General features: G+C 41.5%; 18 protein-coding genes. 9 read left to right on the top strand and 9 right to left on the bottom strand.

Going from position 1 to position 22,617, the window contains the following annotated elements:
• The first annotated feature begins 28 nt into the window (after positions 1–28).
• From NSMS1_RS32830 to NSMS1_RS32820, 3 genes are read left to right on the top strand one after another with little or no spacing between them, the layout of a single operon-like run.
• Positions 29–223, top strand: coding sequence for a hypothetical protein (locus NSMS1_RS32830; protein ID WP_224095921.1), 195 nt, complete (start codon positions 29–31; stop codon positions 221–223).
• Between the two features lie 6 nt (positions 224–229).
• Positions 230–484, top strand: coding sequence for a hypothetical protein (locus NSMS1_RS32825; RefSeq protein ID WP_224095920.1), 255 nt, complete (start codon positions 230–232; stop codon positions 482–484).
• Positions 484–939, top strand: coding sequence for a DUF1392 domain-containing protein (locus NSMS1_RS32820; protein ID WP_224095919.1), 456 nt, complete (start codon positions 484–486; stop codon positions 937–939). The genes NSMS1_RS32825 and NSMS1_RS32820 overlap by 1 nt, the downstream gene beginning before the upstream one ends.
• 94 nt (positions 940–1,033) lie before the next feature.
• On the opposite strand, the gene NSMS1_RS32815 is transcribed toward NSMS1_RS32820, so the two are convergent.
• Both NSMS1_RS32815 and NSMS1_RS32810 read right to left on the bottom strand, forming a co-directional pair.
• Entirely contained in the window at positions 1,034–1,729 is a 696-nt protein-coding gene (locus tag NSMS1_RS32815) for an SDR family oxidoreductase (protein WP_224095918.1), read from the bottom strand.
• A 14-nt stretch (positions 1,730–1,743) separates the two neighbouring features.
• Complete coding sequence (locus tag NSMS1_RS32810; RefSeq protein ID WP_224095917.1) at positions 1,744–2,418, bottom strand: GNAT family N-acetyltransferase; 675 nt, start codon at positions 2,416–2,418, stop codon at positions 1,744–1,746.
• Between the two features lie 121 nt (positions 2,419–2,539).
• Between NSMS1_RS32810 and NSMS1_RS32805 the strand changes: the two genes are divergently transcribed.
• Positions 2,540–3,130 carry a TetR/AcrR family transcriptional regulator gene (locus NSMS1_RS32805; RefSeq protein WP_224095916.1) on the top strand — a complete coding sequence of 197 codons (591 nt, stop codon included), beginning with the start codon at positions 2,540–2,542 and terminating at the stop codon, positions 3,128–3,130.
• A gap of 266 nt (positions 3,131–3,396) precedes the next feature.
• Positions 3,397–5,655, top strand: a complete 2,259-nt coding sequence (locus tag NSMS1_RS32800; RefSeq protein ID WP_224095915.1) for a tetratricopeptide repeat protein — start codon at positions 3,397–3,399, stop codon at positions 5,653–5,655.
• Positions 5,656–5,675: 20 nt separating this feature from the next.
• On the opposite strand, the gene NSMS1_RS32795 is transcribed toward NSMS1_RS32800, so the two are convergent.
• Both NSMS1_RS32795 and NSMS1_RS32790 read right to left on the bottom strand, forming a co-directional pair.
• Entirely contained in the window at positions 5,676–6,218 is a 543-nt protein-coding gene (locus NSMS1_RS32795; RefSeq protein WP_224095914.1) for a GNAT family N-acetyltransferase, read from the bottom strand.
• Positions 6,215–6,616 (bottom strand): VOC family protein, encoded by a 402-nt coding sequence (locus tag NSMS1_RS32790; protein ID WP_224095913.1) that lies wholly within the window; start codon positions 6,614–6,616, stop codon positions 6,215–6,217. Before NSMS1_RS32790 ends, NSMS1_RS32795 begins: the two co-directional genes overlap by 4 nt.
• Before the next feature lie 419 nt (positions 6,617–7,035).
• Here NSMS1_RS32790 and NSMS1_RS32785 point away from each other — a divergent pair, with 419 nt between their 5' ends.
• The 3 genes from NSMS1_RS32785 (at position 7,036) to NSMS1_RS32775 (ending at position 13,066) form a co-directional block, all read left to right on the top strand.
• Complete coding sequence (locus NSMS1_RS32785) at positions 7,036–7,263, top strand: hypothetical protein (protein ID WP_224095912.1); 228 nt, start codon at positions 7,036–7,038, stop codon at positions 7,261–7,263.
• 436 nt (positions 7,264–7,699) lie between these two features.
• The gene (locus NSMS1_RS32780; RefSeq protein WP_224095911.1) at positions 7,700–10,885 is read left to right on the top strand and encodes a plasmid replication protein, CyRepA1 family; all 3,186 of its coding nucleotides are present in this window, start codon (positions 7,700–7,702) and stop codon (positions 10,883–10,885) included.
• 291 nt (positions 10,886–11,176) lie between these two features.
• Complete coding sequence (locus NSMS1_RS32775) at positions 11,177–13,066, top strand: DEAD/DEAH box helicase (protein ID WP_224095910.1); 1,890 nt, start codon at positions 11,177–11,179, stop codon at positions 13,064–13,066.
• Positions 13,067–13,355: 289 nt separating this feature from the next.
• Here NSMS1_RS32775 and NSMS1_RS32770 read toward each other — a convergent pair whose 3' ends face one another.
• Entirely contained in the window at positions 13,356–14,084 is a 729-nt protein-coding gene (locus NSMS1_RS32770) for a Bax inhibitor-1 family protein (RefSeq protein ID WP_224095909.1), read from the bottom strand.
• Between the two features lie 42 nt (positions 14,085–14,126).
• Here NSMS1_RS32770 and NSMS1_RS32765 point away from each other — a divergent pair, with 42 nt between their 5' ends.
• Entirely contained in the window at positions 14,127–14,366 is a 240-nt protein-coding gene (locus NSMS1_RS32765; RefSeq protein ID WP_224095908.1) for a hypothetical protein, read from the top strand.
• Between the two features lie 219 nt (positions 14,367–14,585).
• On the opposite strand, the gene NSMS1_RS32760 is transcribed toward NSMS1_RS32765, so the two are convergent.
• From NSMS1_RS32760 to NSMS1_RS32750, 4 genes are all read right to left on the bottom strand, one after another.
• Positions 14,586–17,333 (bottom strand): EAL domain-containing protein, encoded by a 2,748-nt coding sequence (locus NSMS1_RS32760; protein WP_224095907.1) that lies wholly within the window; start codon positions 17,331–17,333, stop codon positions 14,586–14,588.
• 437 nt (positions 17,334–17,770) lie between these two features.
• Positions 17,771–18,157 carry a nuclear transport factor 2 family protein gene (locus NSMS1_RS32755; RefSeq protein ID WP_224095906.1) on the bottom strand — a complete coding sequence of 129 codons (387 nt, stop codon included), beginning with the start codon at positions 18,155–18,157 and terminating at the stop codon, positions 17,771–17,773.
• A 66-nt stretch (positions 18,158–18,223) separates the two neighbouring features.
• Positions 18,224–18,349, bottom strand: coding sequence for a hypothetical protein (locus NSMS1_RS35235; RefSeq protein ID WP_263432611.1), 126 nt, complete (start codon positions 18,347–18,349; stop codon positions 18,224–18,226).
• A 39-nt stretch (positions 18,350–18,388) separates the two neighbouring features.
• Positions 18,389–22,606 (bottom strand): DEAD/DEAH box helicase, encoded by a 4,218-nt coding sequence (locus NSMS1_RS32750; RefSeq protein WP_224095905.1) that lies wholly within the window; start codon positions 22,604–22,606, stop codon positions 18,389–18,391.
• Positions 22,607–22,617: the final 11 nt, after the last annotated feature.

The following is a 22,617-nucleotide window of genomic DNA, read 5'->3' as shown; positions in this document are numbered from 1 at the left end:
CCCATTTATTAAGTACACATATTCAACCATGAAAGTCATAGTTACGGTTGTTGAGCAAATTATAAGTGAAGCTCACGTCGATATTCCCGATGGATTAACTCAAGAAGCAATTAGACAGGAAATAGTCGTTAGATACAACACTGGTCAAATGCAGACTGATTTTAATATTGCTCAAGTCGATTTTGTATCCATCAGCGCACAGATTATTACGCAAAACGGGTAGATGCTTATGAGTAAACAAATAGCCGACTCACATAACTACAACTGTCATCAAATCGCCAGTGTTCTTTCGTTGAATTTATCAACAGTTCGGTTATGGATTAACCGGGGCTGGCTTAAGGCAAACAAGCGTTTTCCAAAGCATTACGAAATAAGGGTAGTCCATCTAAAAGAGTTTTTAGAGAACCCGCCGCAGCAAATCAGAAAACGCATTGCCAGCTTGGATACAGCAGCTATTGATTATCTTTTGAAAGGGAAAGCGTAATGGAAGCAATCACCGAGTTGGAAAAGTGTTGGTATTTATCCCCGCCTTGGGGTCAAGAAATCCCTCCGGTTGAAATCAATTTATCTGAAAAAGTCTACTTCAAAACTGATAGAACATTTGGCTACTGCTTTGGAGTGCATTGGTATGGCGATTGCTGGAATTACATTATCGAGATCAAAAACGACTTCATCTACGCCACAAAACATCAAATTATCGCCACTGGTAATATACAACCCAGGATTTTGAAAAAACCTTCTTTCGTTTTGGGAGAGCGTGTACTGTTGCAATTTGGCGATCGCGGCACAAAACAACGGTTAATTCTGGGGATTGAGTTAATCGAAAAGTCCTGGTTTTATCTGGTGGAGTTGGCATCACCTACTTTTGAACAACCACTCATTACGACCAATCGCTTTTCTTTGGTGCGAGAAGAAGACTTGGTGCGGGTGAGGGTCTGAATTTCTCCACCAGCCTCAACAGATTTTCCATTGTTCTTCCATTACATAACGAAAACTATGTTACAGATTGAAATTGCACAAATCATTGAACAAATTAAGCTCCCTTACCTAACATTGCAGGTACGTCAATTTCTTTAATACAAGTAGCTCGTGATAAGGAGAGAATACAGTCAATAATGCGAACAAGATCGCTTAGAGGCATCGCTTCACTACCCGTTAGATTCTCTGCTGCGATATCTGCCAAAACTTCGGGTGTACCAACATTGCCAGGGTTAATCACAGTCACACCAATTTGCTGCGATCGCAACTCCTCTCGTAAAGAATGTACTACTCCCCGCAGTCCAAACTTAGATGCACTATTGGCAACTTCCCTCCCTGGGAAATTATCTCGACCTGAGAGCGCCCCCATGAAAATGATTTTCGGATTGTCTGATCTTCGCAAGGCAGGCAATAACGCCTTCACCAACCGAATTGGCGCTACCAAATTGACTGCAATCACTCGGACAATATCCTCATCAGAACAAGATTCAAAGCAATACTGAGAGGTAAAAGCATAGGTTTCCCAGGTTCCACCCATATATAGTAAAGCATCTAAAGAATCATCCCTAATCGCTGTGACAACCGTTTCTATCCCTGCCAAATCAGACAAATCTGCCTGCACCCATTCACCAACCGGAGCCTCTGTACGAGACACCGCTAATAGGCGAGCGCATTGGTCTATGAAATGTTCTGCAACCGCAAGTCCAATGCCGCGACTTGCACCTGCTACCAGAATTGTCTTAAAAGACATTGCTGTTCTCCTATCTAATTGAGGCGCAGACCAAATTTTGTAACTCCCGGAAACTCAATATTAAATTGTTCCGAGAAGTAATCCGCGTGAAAGGTTTGATAAGGTTTAAACCCAATGGATTCGTAGGTATGGCGAGCTACTTCATTGCCATTGATCACCATAATTCCTGCAAATTTATGCTGATGCGATCGCCCCTCCTCTAGCAAGGCTCTGAGTAACACTTTGCCAAAGCCTTGCCCCCGCGCGAATGGTAACACGGCAACATTTTCAATAATCCAGGTTGCTTGGGGTGTTAAAAAAATTGGTCGCAAATCACCTCCCCAAAGCGCCATATAACGATCATGAAAAGTGGTTAAGTTTTCCCTAGACCACTTCAACTCGTGGGCGATCGCCTCTAGACGAGACAGACGTAATGGGCAGTAGTCTTCCGTAGCAGGCACATAGCCTGCTGCGGCTGCAACGGGTTTGCCCTCAACCTCCAAAATCAGAAAATCTGCTACGTTACCCCAATTAGAAGCATCTGTCCTCAGTTCTGCCTCAATAAACTGCAAGGCAGTGGTTCCAGTACCATCCAACAGATTTTCCCAAAAGCAGTGATTCAACGGCGGCAAAGAAGCCTCATACTCAATTCTGGCAAGGAATGGAATATCGGCATTTGTTGCTTTGCGGGTGTTTAGCGTGGTTGACATTAAAGCTCCTTTGAGGAGATCCTCTATAAAAGATACAATCTGTATGTATCTCAAAATAGAGGAAAATTCTCTTTTTTGTCAAGATACATACTGTCTGAATGTTACATTTGAGTGATTCATCATGCCTACTAAGTTGACCAAAGCTGAACAAACTCGACGAACTCGACGTGCCATTCTTGAGCAAGCGCGTCACTTATTTGCAACAAAAGGGTATGCCGCTACAGGAACCGAGGAAATCATCAGTGAATTAGGGATTACACGGGGGGCTTTGTATCACCAATTCAACGATAAGCTTGGGGTTTTTAAAGCAGTCATTGTTGAAGCCTATAGCGAAATAACAGACTACATCCAAACTAAAATCCGACCGCTTGATGATAATTGGCAGCAGTTAATCATTGGCTGTCAGGCATTTCTAGAAATCGCTCAACAAGAGGAGCTGCGGCGTTTGGTGTTTATTGAGGCTCCAGCCGTTTTAGCAGCAGACGATCTAGTTGAAATTGATCAATATGGTTTTGGTTTGCTCCGAAAGTCAATCCAGATAGCTGTGGATGAGGGCAAGTTAAATACAATCGATGCAGAGGGTTTTGCTCATATAGTTAATGGTTCGCTAAATGAGTTAGCTGCTTGGGTTGCACAGTCCAATGATCCTGAGCGGTTGAAAACAGCACAATGCTTGGTTGAGACTTTACTCACACGGCACCAGAGTAAATGATAGCTTTTAATCTTTAGCACAATCACAAGGCGTTGTTGCATGAAAATGGGAAATTTTCCAGTAGCGCAGGTTTTCATCTCTGGGATGGGGGTGTGCTGTCTGTCAAAATATTATCCCTAAAATATAGGGCGCAAGAAATTTTGAAATTTCAGCCATCTCATTAATAAAAGATTTTGCTCAACAAATATTCTTATTTTTTGCGTAATAACCGCAAGGTATTTTGTATAACAACAAGGAGACTTAACTAAAGCGGTAAAATTTTTTGTATGCAAAAATCTTATTCCCAGGTTTTCATTTTAACCGTATCACTTTTAACTTTGTTAGATACTGTTAGTCTCACTTTTTTATCCCCAACATTAGCCCAAACAAACACTTGCCAACAACAGCAGCAGCAAAATACTCAAATTCAAATTAATATACTCGTGTCGGATTTTGAACAAGATATTCCTGCTGGTAGAAATGAGCAAGCCATTGGGCGTATTAACCAAGCCATACAAATTGCTCTAAAAGCCAAAAATTCTACAGTCACAAGAACTTTTCTCAGTCAGCTTGTTGATAGTTACCTACCCCAAGAGTCACTCTTAGGAAGATTAGCGCAACAAATTGAACTTAGCCAAAAACCACAGTTTCGTCAATTATTGACATCAGTAACAAGTTTAGCCCAGAGTTTGAATAGTAGTTACAGTGTTGCAAAAACTCAAAGTTTAACTAGAATAGCCAATTATCATCGGATAATTGGTGAACAACAGCAAGCTTTATCTTTGCTGACACAAGCATTAGCCGCTAGTCAGTCTGTTAAAGGTGCAGAATTTCAAACTAAAGCCTTAACTCCCATTGCTCAAGAATATTTAGCGCTCAAACAAACAGCACAAGCAGAACAAATTTTGGCGCAATCGCTTCAATTTGCTCAACAAATTCAGCCTAAAGAGCCAATTCGTCGAGTTTTGGTATTAGAACCTATTGCTGTTACTTACGCTCAATTAGGTAAAACTGAACGTGCTTTACAACTAATTCCGGCAATATCAGATACTTATTATCGTTCTAAAATTAGATTTGAAGTTGTCAAGCAGTTAACTCAAACAAACCAACTAGAAGCAGCCCAAAAATTAGCACAAAATATCGAAACACCAGAATTTAAAGCTAGAGGCTTTGTAGAAATTGCCCTTGCGGCTGCGAATAAGGGTCAACAGCAGCTAGCAGACCAAACGTTTGCCGCAGCACTGCAAGCAACTAGTAGTGATAGTAATGCAGTTTATCTTCAAGCACCATTAATTCAAACATATGCTAAAGGCGGACAGCGAGATGCCGCTTATAAAGCAGCACAAAAACTACAAAATGTAGAACAAAAAGCCCTAACTTTAGGTATAATTGTCAACGAATACAGTAAAGCAGGACAAATACAAAAAGTTGAGCAAATTATCGCTGAACTTACTCCTTTAATTCAAACTCCAGAGGCTATAGATAATGTCGGGTTTTTGCAAAATATTTTGGTAAATTCTTTAGCTGAAAAGCAATATAAACTCGCTTTTGACTTAGTAAATAAAACAAAGCGTAATGACTTTATTGGTAGAGAAGAATGGTTTTCGCGAATTGGGGACGCGGCAATTCAGGCGGGAAATCTTGAATTACCATTGCAGATTGCTCAAAGTTTAGATAAAGCCGATATTGACCAGCGCAATCGATTATTACAGAAAGTCGCTTATGGTTATGCCCAAAACAAGCAACTAGAACGTGCTTTATCTATAATTAGGCAAATTAATAATTCTAGTAATTCACCTTATAAAGTGGAGACACTTGCTTTAGTTGCCACTGCATCTGGTAAAACTGCACAAACAGATAAACTATTAAATCAAGCAACTGCTGAGGCAAGAAAATTACAACCACAACAGCGTGCTTTTGCTTTAGCAAGTGTTGCACAGGCATTTATTAAAATTGGCAATCAACCCCAAGCTAATAAATTGTTAACTGAAGCAATACAAGCAGTTCAAACTGAAAAAGACTCTTCAGTGCGTGAGAATATTTTATTAAGAATTTCCGAGCCTTTTATAGCAGCTAAACAATATAATGCTGCCTTACAGGTTATAAAGGCTATACCCACAACAACACGAGATTATAGGCTGCCAGAGTTGGCTAAATTAGTTATCGAAAATAGTGAGGATGCTAGTGAGATTGTCAATATACTATCTAAAAATACCAAAAATCCTGAAAATAAAACTAGAGGGTTGATCAATATCGCAGAAACCTATCTTCGCTCTCAAAAAATCCCGACAGCAAAACAAGTTTCAGACTTAGCTTTTGCCGCAGCTAAAACTATTCCTGATCCAGAATCAAGGGTGTTAACTTTTGGCAATCCACCAGATATTACAGTTGTAGATGATGATGGAGATAGAGCTAGTTCTTTAGAAAAAATCGCTTTATTAAAAGCGAAAACAGGAGACTATAATCAAGCTTTAGTTGTGGCTCAAGTTATTCAAGATAAAAAGCTTCGGGAGCAACTTATACAGCTACTTCTTTGTTATCAATAGCGATTGCTCACCAGCTGCCGCTACCGCGATGCGATCGTGTTTTTTGGATGCCAATCTGCTCGGTTCAGGCAATAAACAAAACAGTCATCGTCGCCAAACCTTCGTGGCTCAACAAATTGAAAGCCAAGACGTTCATAAAAGCGATGAACGCGAGTATTAGTGGCAAGTGGGTCAACCAGTACAGCCGTGACTTGCTCCAAGGCAAAACATCGAGCAAGTGCAAGGCGCATCATTTGGGTTCCATAGCCTTTACCTAAATCAGTATCTTCCCCAATCCAAATATCAATAGCACGGAGATTTGGCTTAACATCACCCCAGTAGTGACTATCCTCAAGTAGCGGATCGATGATCTGGATAAATCCGATGGGGCGACCATCAATTTCAGCAATTAATTGCTCCCTCCAATCAGGAGTGAGGTTAAGTTCTACCTCCCAACCCCAGTCATCGTTAGGATCTGAGCCAATTACATGAGGTTGCTCATCCCAATTTCGCAGCATCTCCAAATCAGTGGAGGTAGCAGGGCGAAGGTTAATGTTCATCTCAGGCACAGGGGTATAATTCATACTGTTGTTTCCACATTTTCGGTGATCCATTGAACAAGTTGAATCACGACACCGTTTGGGTCTGCGACTTGGAAGAAACGTTCACCCCAATCTTCAGTCTCGATAGGAGTTGTAATTGTCACACCAACTGATTGAAGACGCAGGTATTCCCGCTCAATGTCATTCACCACAAAAACAATCAGTAGACCATCAGCTCGATGTCCGCGCATGTGGATAGGTTTGAAACTTTTCAGCCCAGTCTGGAGAAAAATTAGGTTAAAGCCAGCATCTGCTCTGGAGAGAGAAACAAAACCCTCGGCGGCCATTTCTTTACTGAAGCCAAAATGTTGCTCAAAGAAGTTGGCCGATGCTGTGACATCATCCACATTGAGTGAAATCGCTGAAGCAGTAATTTGCATAAATACTTCTTTTTTTTAGTTCAGCCAAGGATGAAAGATTTGTCTGATGGCGGCTCAATTAATTAGGAGAATTGTTAAAAATTGATCACTCTTCCAAACATATTACATAATACTACAAGTTAGTCTAAACAAAGAGAAATATTAGCCCAATAAATCTAACTTTTGAATGATTTTACCAATGGCACTACCATTTCTTGTTTCTATATTACATCTGCGATTACTAACGAAGTTAAGTAACGAAAAACCAAGCATTGCAGCTTGTGGAACGGTATTGATTTTATTCGGTTGAAAGACTGAAGGCGGCAGTTGAGGAGTTCTTTGCTCACCCGAACCCTACTGTTGCGCTACGGCAGGCTGGCGCTTTCGCTCGTCAAAAGCGAATGAAACTGATCAAACAGTAAAAAGCAACCGCACAAGAATTGGTGATCGCCAGAGAAGGAAAACTAGGTTTTTATATTTTTCACCCAGTGCTAGCAAAATCCCGCATCGTTTACATAATTTTCAACAATCTCACCAAATACGCCCGTTGCAATGACCCAAACTCAGGAGAAACATACTATGCAACAACTCAACTTATTTCCTGGATCAGCCCCCACATTACCGTCAACGCATCTGCACCAAGTACCGAAGACAAACAAGGTTGTTAGCACACGTATCAATCTTACCTTTCGACTACACATAGGGGGTGAAAGATAAGACCAAAAAATCCTAAAACAAGATTTTCTGCATCAGCCTAATGATAGACACTTATCAAGTCGTATGAGGGTTAATTGCTTGGTTAAGTAGAAACTGTAATTTCTCAAACCATTACCTCACAATGCTTTCTGGCTTTAATACCCTAATTGATGAGAATACTTGCCCTTAGTTAGATTGTTTAAATCTGCGCTACAGGTTAGAGTAACTCGAAATATTAGTACATGAGTACTGTTAAAGATTTTGCTCTCATTCATACAACCTCGATATTCATCACACACGTTGGAACTGCTGATTTAACACTTTTCTCAATCTACTGACTGTTTTTTAAACCTTCTTAAGCGGTATAAAGTCATACCGCTTAGTTTCCTATGCACTTACGGAGAAATTATGCACGCAAACACAACTAATCTCGAACCTCATCATTTACAAGAATGGCTTAACAGTGGTGTAGACGAAGAATTAATTTTGCTGAATGTGCGTTCGTTATGCGGTACAACACCATACGAATATTTGCTCTACAGCGACAATATCTCTCGCCGTAACGACGGACGACTTCGGGATAGAGACTTGAATAAGTACCAACACATCGAACTCGGTGGCTGGTGGTGCAATGGCATTGACCCTCTTAACGACTATATGCAGATGATGTGGGGCTGTTTTAAACCAGATAAGCCCCGCCGAGATACCCAGAAGTTCCACAAGTTCATCAAGTACGAAAATCCTTACCGAGAACAAATCCGAGCCTTCTTCTTGAACGTCACAAAGAAGATTTGGGCGAGAGTCTCCAATCGTTCTGGTATCCCCATCACTGATGAAGACTTAATGCACCCTTGGGGATTTTGGTACTGGGTTTGGAAAAATAATGTGTCAGTGACAATTGTTGAAGGGGTAAAGAAAGCGGGTTGTTTGTTGAGTGCGGGTTATGCGGCGATCGCTATTCCTGGGGTCAACGCAGGGTATCGCACATTGCAAGATGACTACGGCAACATCATCGGTAAACCATCGCTCATCCCAGAACTGAAGCATTTTGCTACACAGGGGAGACAGGTTAACATCTGCTTTGACCACGACACCAAGCCCGAAACAGTCCAACGAGTGCGAACCGCAATCAGCCGCATGGGTCGGTTGTTTGTGAATGAAGGCTGTGAACTGCGAGTTATTGACCTTCCAGGGCCAGACAAAGGCGTTGATGATTTTGTCGCCGCGCAAGGTCAAGCGGCATTTCATGCACTTTATAATACAGCCGAAGCTTTAAGTCTATGGGAAATCAAATTATTCACATTGTTAACCTATCCTCCAGCGATCGCAATGAACCAACGGTTCTTAGGTGGGCTGATTGCTCCCGTAGGCGAAAAGCTCATCGTCCTCAAAGCACCAAAGGGAACTGGTAAAACCGAATGGTTAACTCATGAGGTGGCTAAAGCTCATGAGCAGGGACGGCGGGTACTCATCATCACTCACCGCATTCAATTGGGTGAGGCTTTGTGCGATCGCTTCGGCGTAGATTACGTCAGCGAAATCTACACATCTGACACTGGGGGTTTACTCGGCTATGGTGTATGTGTAGACTCGTTGCACAAAGATAGTCAAGCCCGATTTGACCCAGAGGACTGGTCTAACGATGTCGTCATTATTGATGAGTGCGACCAAGTGTTCTGGCATTTGCTCAACTCTACTACCGATGTGCAGAAGCGTCGTGTGTCAATTCTCAAGAACCTCAAGCAGCTAGTTCAGAATGTTCTGAGCAGTGAGCTGGGAAAAATCTACTTGTCTTCGGCTGATGTGTCGGATACCGATGTTAAGTATGTTCTTTCTTTGGCAGGAGAATATAATGTAAATCCTTTTGTCATTATCAACAATTACCAGTCGGTGTCTGGCAAATGTTACAACTACTCTGGCAGTAATCCCAAGAATTTGATTGCAGCGTTAGATAAAGCGATTGCCAAAGGGGGACATCATTTATTATGCTGTTCTGCTCAAAAGGCTAAATCAAAGTGGGGGACTCAGGCATTAGAAGAACGGTTCCGCCGCAAATTTCCCCACCTACGCATTTTGCGGATTGATAGCGATTCTGTGCTAGACAAGACGCACCCAGCTTATGGATGTATTTCTCATCTCAACCAGATTCTCACCCAGTACGATTTAGTCATTGCCTCACCTAGTCTAGAAACTGGGGTTTCTATCGATATCAAGGGTCATTTCGATGGAGTTTGGGGGATATTCCAGGGTGTGCAGCCTGTGAACTCTGTCAGACAAATGTTGGCACGGCTACGAGAAACTGTTGACCGTCACATCTGGGTCAGTCGCTACGGTATGGGTACTGTGGGCAATGGTTCAACATCCATCGGGGGGTTACTCAGGAGTCAACACGTTGCGACCCAGGCTAACATTGCGCTGTTGTCGGCGGCAGATAATCAGGATTACAGTTTCATTGACCAAAACTTTCAGCCCGAATCTTTGCAAACCTGGGGTAAAAAAGCCTGCGTCATCAACGTCGAGATGCGGGACTATCGTGAGTCTGTTGTGCGGGGGTTAGTCGCGGATGGGTATACGATAATTAATACGGAGGATGGTGAGGATAACGGGGAGATATTCAAAGAGGTTCAGTCCGCATCTAACCAATTGTATGCGTTGGAACGTCAGGCGATCGCTGCCAGTGATGACATAACTGATGCTCAACTCAAGAAGTTGCAAAACCAACGCTCGAAAACTCCAGCCGAACGTCATCAGCAGCGTAAGGCTGAGTTGTCCCGGCGTTATGAAGTCGAGGTAACACCGGATTTGGTGGAAAAAGATGATGATGGTTGGTATCCACAGCTAAGGCTGCACTATTATCTGACGTTAGGGCGCGAGTTCTTGAAGGGACGAGACAGCAGACGGGCTAAGGCACAAGCTGAAACTGGGGAGAAGGCGATATGGAAGCCTGACTTTAACAAGGGTCAGATGTTGTCGTCGGTGCTGTTGCTTGAAAAACTGAATTTGTTGGAATTGCTCAAGCCTGGGGAGAAGTTGCGTTCTTCGGATGTGGAAATGCAGCAGTTGAAGCGGGTGGCACTGGAGAATCGTTATCTTATCAAGACTTGCTTGAATGTGACTATTTCGGAGAAGCTAACTCCTATTGCGATCGCTCAGAAGTTACTCGGCAAAATCGACTTGCGGCTGTCGTATGTGGGACGGTTGGGGCCACGAGGTCATCGGGAGAGTGTCTATAAGTTTGTTGGGGCTGATGATGGACGTGATGTAATTTTCCAGCAGTGGTTAAATCGGGAGTTGGTGTCAGTCACTAGTAATATAGATATACAAACTCAAGTTGCTGGCACAACACCACTCCCCAGTAATCAGGATATGGGCGGACAGGAAAACTCCACTGACTCTTGGTGGCAGCAGATTAAGTCTTATGCTGCGTTGGTCATGGAACGAGTGAAGGATGGTGTGGGAGTAGTCAAAGAATTTCTTTCCACCCTCACAAGTGATGAGCGTTGGGGGGTGATGGTGGCAATTGATGAGCAAGAGCCGCAGATGCTTGAGCAGTTGGTGGCACAGGCTCCCGATTGGGTGAATTGGATGGGGTGAGTTTTGGATTTGGGGCGATGTATGCGGCAACAAGAGAGGCGAACGCGCCGAGGCTCAGTTAAATTGAATACAAAAGTAAAACCTGTACTTGGGACTCTGGCATCTGTGGGTTAACTTTGCTCCTGGGTGTCAGGTTGTGGGCTGTGATTGGTTTGTGAAGGTGAAGGTCAGACCACAGGATCGCTTTTAGCTATTAATTAAACAGTTAAAATATATTGAAAGCAGCTCTCAACATAAAATCACTAAAAATACTCTAATTTTTTCTAAAACAAGGAATAACAATTACTCTTCATGTTCAATCTGCGCGATTACCAACAAGATTTAGTTTCAAAAACTTTTGCTGCGTGGTCTAGTGGAATTAGGAAGGTATTATTACAACTTAGTACAGGTGGTGGCAAGACAGTCATTTTTGCGGAGATCGCATCGAAGATGACAGCCCAAGGAGAAGGTGTATTAGTAGTTGCCCACAGAGAGGAGTTAATTCTCCAGGCAGCCGAGAAACTGACAGCCGTGACTAAATTGCAGCCAGGAATCATCAAAGCGGGTTACAAACCTACTGATTCGCCCCTTCAAATAGCAAGTATTCAAACTCTGGCTCGTCGTCAAATTTATCCACCTGCACAACTGGTCATTATTGATGAAGCTCATCATTCTTCAGCTAATAGTTACCGTAGATTACTGGACGCTTACCCCGATGCACTAGTTTTAGGAGTGACAGCCACACCCAGAAGAGAAGATGGCTACGGACTGCGAGATATTTTTGACCACCTGATTTGCTCTGTATCCACTAAAGAATTAATTGCTTCGGGATACTTAACAGACTATAAGTTAATCGCTGGTTTTAAATATTCTCGACACAAAGTTCCTCAAAAACGCGACTTTACTAGAAAAGAATTAGAGGAAGTTGCTTCTGACTACAAACCATCTGAAGTATTAAAGCAGTGGCAGAATTTTTGTGCTGGTAAAAAGACAGTAATTTTTGCTGTCAACGTTATGCACTCCAAACAAATTGCCGCAGCATTTTGTGCTGATGGCATCACCTGCGAACATCTTGATGGCGAAACGCCAAATGATGAGCGTCAAGCCATTTTAGACCGATTCCGTCGTGGACAAACACAAGTTATCAGCAATTGTGCAATTTTAACTGAGGGATTTGATTGTCCAGACTCTAGTGCTGCTGTCATTGCTAGGCCAACCAGTAGCGTTACTCTCTGGTTGCAAATGATTGGTAGAGTATTACGTCCCGCACTAGGAAAAGATTATGCCACTATCTTGGACATGACCGATAACTGGTTTCGGCTAGGTCGTCCATGTGACAATAGAAAATGGAGCCTTGAGCCAGTTTCTTGCGACCCAGATACTCAAGGAAGCAGGTGTTGTCCCCACTGCCACCATGTTTTCAAACCAATGCCTAGTCTGATTCGCACCAAAGATTGCTTTAGTGAGCAAAAAGCCGAGTTTGTCATTCAATATGAAGTAGATTGCCCCAATTGTGGCAAATCTTTTAAATGGGTATTAGAGGAGTCTTCCCCTACGGAAAATTTTGGCGTGCCGATGATTATTTCTGAAGCTGATATCCAGTTTAAAGAAGTACCACCCGAAGTCCGTCCATTTTTACTTACGCCAATTATTGAAGCTAAAAAGCGCAAATTTAGAAACCAAGACAAGAAATTAGTATTTTATGGTATTACAGTGAGAGATTGGTTTTTAAATTGCCCAGAACTAACTCTTAGTGAGCTAAATTATGCTGTTGAGCTACTTGATTGCCCAGAGCAAACATTTGAATTAAGTATAGAATCTTTAGTCTACCGTCTACGAAATGCTCAAGAGTGGACAGATATCACCAAAATTATGTCCCAGCGTTCTGAAAGTATAAAAAAACTTATTTGGAGTAGGTTATCTAGCTACGAAAAAAATAAGTTTAAAAAGATGAAGGTAGATTATGAAAATTTGATTAATGAACTTCAGGACTGGTTAACCGAAGAAAATCTAACATTAGTCGCGGATTATTTGTCAGATTGCCAAGACATCAGCATGATATCTTCTTTGTGTGAAATTTATCATAAATTAGTTATTAAAGCAGCCATTGACCGTGTATCTCAAGATAAACGCGACCAAATCAGTCAGTGGGTTGCACAATTAGAGAGGCAAACAGAATTTAAAAACTTGTATTTCAGTTGATATACATAATTGTGATTTGAAATAAAAAATGAGATTTTAACTCATGATATGGATTCAAAGCATAATCACTGATATTGTTTCTTTGTAGCTTTGAGGAAATCAATTTCTTGAAGTATCTGATAAAAACTGGCAGAATTATCCCAGAAAGTAGCTTGAGAAATCATGCTCACTTGAGGCTTAACTTATCCACATATCCTACTGTTAAACAAATAAAAAAACCGTGGTTACTAAAAATTTAACCACGGTTTTTACTTGATAAAACTTTACTTGTGTTAGCGTCTACAGACAATTAATCGCGGCCATTGATGGCAATTAGCAACCGCAAGATAAAGACAAACAAGTTGATGTAAGTAAGGTACATCGACAAAGCAGCAGGCAGATATTGGTCATCGCTGTAAGTGCGGGGCAAGATGTAGAAATCAACAACGGAAACCCCAACAAACAGGAATACTCCTAAACCGGAGATGGCGATTTCTAACCAATTTGGCGTGTAAACACCAAACATGGCAAACCCAAATTGGACAAGGCATACAACCAGCAAGGCGATAACGCCGAGATTGATGGTTTTTGTCAAAGCCATGCCATCTTGTTCAGAAAGATTTGAACCAATTTGACGGGCAGCAATAAAGGTAACGCCACAACCAAGGGCAGCTAAACCAATACCTTGAATGCCAACACCTTGGGATCTCAAAGCGACATAAACCAAGCCACTAAGAGTATATCCAGACAAGAGACTGTAGGTTGCCAGCAGGGGTAGTGCAACACCCTTGTTACCTTTTTGGGCAACATTTTGGGCCACAAAGAACAATATTAACTCTACAATCACCGCACCAATGAAGGTAGGAAAGAATATTCCGGGGTTAGTACGGATAACTCCCAAACCGCCGTAAGTTCCTAATGCGGTTAGCACCAATCCACCACCGACGTAGGGGAGGGCGTTGGCAATTACGTTTGGGCCAACGAGGGCGTGAGATTTAGCCTCACGGATAGCTTCACGAAAATTACTGGTATTGCTCATATTGAAAAACTGTTTTTTAGGAAAACGTTGTGCTTATTCCTATTGTTACCAATCTTTGCGGTTAACAGCCAAGGATTTAATCATTTAGGCGATCGCCAGGAATATCGTTTGGTCAACGGAGTACAACAATCAGTTTACATCTACGCTTGCCACGAGCCAGTTGTGGCTGATGGTTTGACAAAAGCAGTTGAGGAGTTCTTTGCTCACCCGAACCCCACTGCTGCACTACGGCAGGCTGGCGCTTTCTCTAACAAAAAACGGATGAAGCTGGTCAAACAATAAAAAGCAACCGCACAAGAATCGGCGATCGCCGGAGGAAAAAATAGGTTACTTACATATTCACCAGTGCTAGCAAAATCCCGCATCCTTTACAGAACTTTAGACAATCTCACCACATGCGTAATGGTGGCAATTGATGAGTAGCATCAGCCGCAAATGTTTGACCAGTTGATCGCACAGACTCCCGATTGGGTGGAATGGATGGGGTAAAAGGCTTGATGGCTATGATGGAAAACTAAAAGGAACTGGTTGTGCAATACCATAACCTTGAGCATAATCTACTCCAAGGTTTTGTATGACTTCTAGAACAGTGTTATTTTCTACAAACTCAGCAATAGTTTTTAGCCCCATTACCTGACCAATTTTATTAATAGCGTCTACCATTGCTAAGTTAACTGGCTCTTCCACAATATTCTTGACAAAACTGCCATCAATTTTTAAGTAATCTACTGGCAGATTTTTTAGATAAGCAAACGAAGACATACCACTACCAAAATCGTCTAAGGCAAAGCAACAACCAAATTCCTTGAGTGAACGAATAAATTGAGCAGCTTTACCCAGGTTTTTAATCGCAACAGTTTCCGTAATTTCAAAACAAATAGTAGTTGGTGGTATTTGATGTGAGATAAATTGTTCGCACACAAAATTGATAAATTGCTCGTCATTAATACTTGCGCCAGAAAGATTAATCGTATATAAACAGCTACGACTGTGTTTAAGTGATAGAAAATCAGGATATTGAGAATTTCTGTATTGCGCAAGATTAGCAAAGAAGGTATGAATTACCCAACGGTCAATATTTTGCATGAGATTATAACGTTCAGCTGCTGGAATAAATGTCATTGGGGAGACTACTTTACCAGTTTCGTCAATCAAGCGCAGAAGAACTTCATAATGCTCTGTTAAATGATAAGTAGGAGCTAAAGGAATAATAGACTGATAATAAAGGCGAAAACGATTGTCTTCTAACGCTTGAGTAATTCTTCCTACCCATAACATTTCACTTCGTTGTTTTGTTAACTCCAAATCATTAGTCTGATAAACGTGTATACGATTGCGCCCTTGATTCTTAGCAACATAGCAAGCTGCATCGGCCACACTTAAAGCACCATTCGCATTATCAGTATCAATACTGATGGCAACTAAACCGATGCTGATGCTTAAATTAAAGATTTTGTCCTGCTTCCACACAAAACGAAAATTTTGGACTGCTTCACGTAATTGATGAGTAATTAATAAGGCAGCATTAACAGAGCAATTATTGAGTATGATGCCAAACTCATCTCCACCTAAACGTGCTAGAGTATCGTGCGGTCGTATATAAGTTTGAAACAAACTCGCAACTTGGCATAATAGTTCATCACCAGCAACATGACCACAAGTATCATTAATAATTTTGAACTGATCTAAATCTAAATAACATAGTACGTGTTGTGCCTCAGATGTCTGAGCACTAGTTACAGCTTGTACTAAGCGATTTTCAAATTCGCGTCTGTTAGCTAATCGAGTTAAGCTATCGTGAGTAGCTTGCCAAGATAGTAAGCGTGCTAAATTGCGGCTTTGAGTTACATCATGAAACACTAGCACTGCACCAAGAATCTGACCATTGCTAGTCCGAATTGGCGCAGCATTATCTTCAATCGACAACTCTGCACCGTTGCGGTTAATTAAGACAGTATGATTAGTTAGACCTACAATTACATTAGAATGTAAAACTTTTTCTACTGAATTTTGTGCAGGTTGACGACTAATTTCATCAATAATTGTGAAAACTTGTGTCAATGGTAATCCTAATGCTTCACTTAAGTTCCAGCCAGTTAAGGCTTGTGCTACTGGATTTAGGTATTTAATCAAACCTGTTGCATCAGTTGTAATTACCCCATCTCCAATAGATTGTAATGTTACTAAAGCCAATTCTTTTTCTTCAAATAACGCCTGTTCTACCGATTTACGTTCAGCAATCTCTTGTTGTAATAAACCCAAGGTTATTAATAGTTGTCTAGTGCGTAAGAAGACTTTATGTTCTAGTTGTTCATTTGCTTTTCTTAGTGCTGTTTGCGCTCGCTGACGCTGACGATCAATAATGTTTAGCCAACTGGCATTCCACGCAATCAAACACACAAAAACTATAATATTCAGAATACTTAAAATACACAGTCCGAACTCGGCAGTATAAATCTGCAATCGATAGCCAGATAAAACCAGCCAACACATGAGGGGTGGAAATAAAATCGATGCAGGTAATAAAAATCTTGCCACGCTTCCACCCGCATTCTTACTTGTGACTAAAACCATCAATCCACGGTTTGGACAGGCAAATAAAATTCCGCTTGTTAGCAACAAAAATCCAACTGCTGTATGCGCGGCAATTGATGTTATAGAACCAAATCTATAAAAAAGTGCATTACCATATAAATATCCTAACAACCCCATTGCGCTAATCAAAAATGCCACTATTGTGCATATTTGGATCACTAAATATTGAGGAACAGCCAGATTTAACAGCAGTAAACTGATTCCTAGTAATACGAAATTGAACGCTGTATGAACCGCCATTCGACCAGGAGCCGCATCACCTAGCGGATCGATCCTAGTTTGGAAAAAAAATTGGTCTATGCCAAAGTCTAAGTTAAAAGCATACTGAAGCAATGTCATCAAACCAATTAATGAAACCACAACAGCACAGACTTGAGCAGTACAACGTTTGATGACTGTTTTTGGTTGCCAATGCCACAGCCATAAAGATATTCCCCCTAATATTAAACAGATAGCTGTGTTCGCTTTCATCGCTACCCATCCCGGCAAAATACTCTTGAGAAAGGAAATATCTTTTATCCAACCAATGATTACAACACTACCGATTAAAACTACTGCTACACTAAATTTTTTAGAAACAGACTCAAATAAAGCATTTAATGCAGAAGACTGATACCGCAATTGCCCATCATCACTAGCCATAGCTTTATTCATAAATACTGGCAAATATTATGCTACTTGCTGTCTAACATGGAATTTAACTATATGCAAGTCATTTATAAAAAGCTTTAACCAATCATAAGTTTTTCTATTTTAAGAGTAACTTTTATCATCTTGCTCGGTAGACAAGGACTTCCTCAATACTTTAACAAGTGATGAGCGTTGGGGCGTAATGGTGGCAATTGATGAGCATCAGCCTGTGATATTTAAGCAGTTGGGGGCATCTGCTCCTAATTAGGTGAATTGGATGGGGTGAGTTGTGGAAATGAAAAGAACACTTGCACTCCCGTTGTGCAGTTTGAAAAATTTGGTCAGGTGTCAGTATTACTAGTGGTTAGCCGTTTTGGAATAGATAATGAGAGCAGTGTATGCTGGCAAAATCGCTTTGTAGACGGTTATTGGTCAGTAGTATGCGATTGGTTAGAAATAGCCTAAATCATCGCATCCCAAATAATTTTGGTATCTGTAAACTGCCGAAATCGACACACTTTCCCATTACAAATATCATACACATGAGCAGCCCCAGATAGAAACGACCTCCCTGATATGCGGTGGCAGCCTGCATATTTACCAATGACAATAATAGTTTCTCCAGCATCAAGATATTGCTCGGTTTCAAATGACCATGACTGCCAATCGTTATTGAAAGCTTTGAATACTCCTTCAATTACAGCTTGTGCGCCGATGTAAGTTTTCCCTCCAGGAAATCCTGGGTTTTGAATCCATTCCAGATCACAAGTGCAAATTTTCAAAAAGGCATCGTAATCTTTTTCTCTAAAAGCTCGGTAAAGTTCTTTAATAAGTTCAATATTTGTCATTGAAAAATCCTCATCAGTATAGTTCAATTTCAATCACCAATAATATTGGCTTTTTGTGCTTTTCAATCAATTTTTATAAACGTTCGCTGGTGAAACTTGATGTAAATTATGGTCTAATTGGGTGAGAGCGATCGCAAATATTAGCAAATCAATTACAATAATCCTAGAAGCAGTGAGCGAACGAAGCGTCATATTACACCAGCCCAATCGGGCAAGTACAATCTGAGGCGCTTACACTTCAGTGATCAGTTCTAATAAGGCTTCTGTTGATATCTTGCCACTCATATCAGCACCTTCCAATAGGCTGTCTGCTAAATCTCGCTTGTGGTGATGCAATTCTACAATCTTTTCTTCAATGGTATCCTTTGCTACTAAGCGATAAATTGTCACCGGGCGTTGTTGCCCAATGCGATGTGCGCGGTCTGAGGCTTGGTCTTCCACGGCAGGATTCCACCAGGGGTCTGTATGGATGACATAATCGGCAGCAGTTAAATTGAGTCCTGTACCTCCCGCTTTGAGGCTAATGAGAAAGACATCGCCGTTCCCTGCTTGGAACGCATCTACCCGTTTTTTACGCTCTGCTACAGAAGTGCTGCCATCTAAGTATTGATAATTAATACTTTGTTTATCCAAGTAATCTCGAATGATGTGCAGATGGTCAACAAATTGACTAAATACCAATGCCTTATGGCGATTTTCTAGAAGTTCACCCAGCACCTCACCAAAAAGTTGCAACTTGGAACTGGATAATTCAGTGTCAGGCATAACGAGGCTGGGATTACAGCAAGCACGACGCAGTTTCATAATCTCAGCTAAAACTTGCAAATGTTTATTTCCTGCTTCGGCATTACTTTCGCTGAGTTTAGATATCGCCTGACGACGCAACGCTTCATAAAATGCTTTCTCTTCCCGGCTCAACTCCACATGAAGTAAAATTTCGGTGCGGGAAGGTAACTCTTCTAGTACCTGATTTTTAGTCCGTCGCAGAAGAAATGGTTGAATCAGTTTTTTGAGTTTATTACGTGCAAGTTTATCCTGATATTTTTCAATGGGGATAGCAAAGCGTTGATTAAAACTTTCAAAAGAACCCAATAACCCAGGATTAATAAAGCGGAACAGATTCCACAACTCACCTAGATGATTCTCAATGGGAGTTCCAGTAGTCAGCAACTTAAAATTAGCTTTTAGGTTCATGGCAGCCTGGGAACGTTTAGTGGTCATATTTTTGATTGCCTGGGCTTCATCTAAGACAATCGTTTGCCACTGTACCCCAGAAAGCATTTGCGCTACTTCTTCCTGCTGCAATAAACCATAACTGCATACCAACATATCCAAGGGTTGTAAATTATCCAGTAATTTTTGGCGGTTAGCTCCAGTAAATTGAATAATATTTAGGGTGGGAGCAAACTTCTGGGCTTCACTCACCCAATTCATGCACACGGAAGTGGGAGCAATAATCAGGGTCGGCCCTTCATGGGCGTTTCTGAGGATGACAGCCAAGGCTTGCACGGTCTTGCCCAGTCCCATTTGGTCTGCCAAACAAGCACCCACACCCCAATGCGCCAGCCGCGACAGCCAACAGAAGCCATCCATCTGATAGTCACGTAATTCTGCCCCAAATGTAGATGGTAATTCTGGTTGGAGGTTTTTCATCTCCTGGAGGCGCTGGATATGCGCTTTCCAGTGTTTATCTGTTTTTAGCTTACCTACTTCATCGACAAAATCCTCTAACCCTAATGTTGCTAATGGGTGAAACCGGATACCTTTACTGTGTTTTTCTGAAAACATCCGCAATTCGTCCAGGCGTTTGCGAAAAGCTTGGGTTAAAGCCAGAAATTGACCATCACCAAGGGGGATAAAACGACTAGGGGTTTTCTCCAACAGTTCTAGGAGTTGCTGCATATCCAGCACTAAGTCTTGATTCAATTTCAACTCACCAGTAGCAGCAAACCAGTCTTGTTGACGTTGAATTGATAAATTAAAGTCTTTCAGGTCTGCTTGGTGGCTGACACGCAGCTTTTCTCCTTCTGGCCATGCCATGACTACGCTGCTTCCCAATGCTTGCAGTTCTAGGAGTAATTCTAAACATTCCTCTGGGTCTTCTATTAGCCATTCCCCATCTCGTTCTTGGGTGCGACTCAAGGTAGGGCAGGCGGCTACAGCGTTTTTGGCTAGTTGCTTCTCTTCGGGCAGATTGCGTCTAGTTTGCAAACGTTTACCGTCAATCTCGGCAATGACAGTTTCACCACCAGCACCAGGACGGTAGTAGGGGCCACCTTGGGCAAAGGGGCGGGACAAAATGGTGATTTTCAAACCCGTATTGGCGGGTAACAGGTGAATATGGGGGAGAGTTTGGGCGGGTACTTCTTCTGCTCCTTCTGAGCCGCCACCGATGTCAGAATGTACTGTGACGATACCAGAGACGGCATTAATGGCTGCCAAAACTTGCTTCTCGGCGATCGCCGGCACATTTAATTTATTATCTTTACCAAGGATCTCTGTAATCCGTCGATGTTCGCTAGTAATTTCAATGACTTTAATACGGGTTGGGGTTTCTTTAATATTCAGAATATTTTGTGATGCTGGTAACTTGGGAGAAAATTCTAAGGTGAGACGACCATGTTTTCCTTTTTTGACTAGTAGTTCCGGTTCTCCTTTGACGATTTCTACACGGATATTGGGCGCATCTTCCCAAAAAACCAACGGGTGTCCAATTAAGGCACAGATGGCTTTTTCATTGAATATATACTCAACTTTGCCATAATAAGAGCCATCGCCGTATGTCTCAATACAACTACATACTCGTATATCTTGGGGTGTGATGTAATTAAACTCACTCAGTCCACTGCTTAAACGCTTGATGGCGATGGGACGACCTTTACTCCACTCTCCTTTGGCATTAACTTTCTGTTCCCGTGGTTGCACGATACATCTGTTACCAGAGAAGGTAATGAACCATGCTAAACGTAGTTCTGACTCTGCTTTTGGCTGTGTTTGTGGTTCCTTTTGAAGATTTGCCAGGGCATTGAGGCACATTTCCCAAGCTTCTTGCGGTTGAATTAGGTCTACGATAGTTTGGATACCGCTATCTTCTCGCAGTGTTGCTGCTTGTTGATCATAATTACTACTGGGTTTGAGTCGAGATAGGAGTTCTGCTGTTTCCATTGCCAACCAGTGATGACCGGAGGCGAGCGATCTCCTATATAATGGCTCTAATAAATTAGGTAAGCGTTTTTTAGCACTATCAGCATCCATCCAGTAAAGACATAGTGAGCAAAACAATGTTTGTAAGCTAATTTCTTCTTCTACAGGAGAAATATGCGAATTGACTACAAATTGTTTTTTGGTAATATCACCAAGGTGAACTTGCAATACCATTTCCAGTCTGGCATAAATAAAACTCAGCCAATGATCTGATTGACGCGCAATCAGATTAGCGTAATCTTCTGCTTGGCGTAGGCTTTGCGCTGAACCATCTTTTAACAGTGCTAGGATGAAAAATAACCCGCCTATAGTATTAAAATATACTTGGCGTTTGCCTGTAGCTTTTTTCAGGGCTTTGAGAGCATCTGTATAATATTTAATAGCTTGGTCGTTCTCACCCCGCAGAAAACTTAACCAACCCCAAAAAACCGCAGCGTTATGTTGATATTCATCAGATATCTGCTCTAAACTCTCTTGTGCTTCTTGGCTACAACCGCGTAACAGCAATTGCTCTGTTAAAATCAAGTGCAGATAATCTGAGCGATGTTTTCCATCTGTAGAGCATTCTGCTTCCAGCAGCATAAACGCATCTTCACAAGCAGACAATTTTAGTGTGGCATTGAGCAGGATACTAGATATACAGCTTTCAAATAATCCTTGAGGTAGGGTATGCAGCCAATCTGCGTCAAATGGATTATTGCATATCTGCTCTAATATCTTTTCTATCGCTAGTTTTTCTTGGCTATAACTGTATTTCTGGTAATCTTCAATTTGCTTATTAATAAAACCAGGGTCTTTACGGTAAAAACCTATGCGGATTTCTCTGATACACTGGCGTAAGCTTTGGAACATCCGAGCTTCGTTTTGCCAGTGCTTCCGTATGGGTAGCTTTTCCTCAACTGCCATAACTTGGCTCTCAAACTGTCCGGTTTGTACAGCATGACGAGTTGCAATTTCTGTAAGTAAAGGATGACATTCAGTACCCGATCTACTTTCCTGTATTAATAAGCCTGATTTTACCAATTTATCAATTTGCGAACTGAGAGTTTTCGTCCCCCAAGGTTTATTGTTTTCATCTAAAGCGCGAGTTTTACTAATACAGCTTAAAAATGAATTTTTGTCTATGGGTGCATAAATTACTGCAAATAATTGGATAATTTTTTGTGCAGAAGGGTGTAACTCAAAGTATTTCTTAGCAAGTAGTTTTGTTTGTATTTGGGAAGAATTAGAGGCAAAATCAGTCATATTATTGATTC

This window comes from Nostoc sp. MS1 (genome assembly GCF_019976755.1).
Classification (GTDB): domain Bacteria; phylum Cyanobacteriota; class Cyanobacteriia; order Cyanobacteriales; family Nostocaceae; genus Trichormus.
The sequence above is the reverse complement of the archived record's forward strand: the minus strand, read 5'-3'. Positions and strand labels throughout refer to the sequence as shown.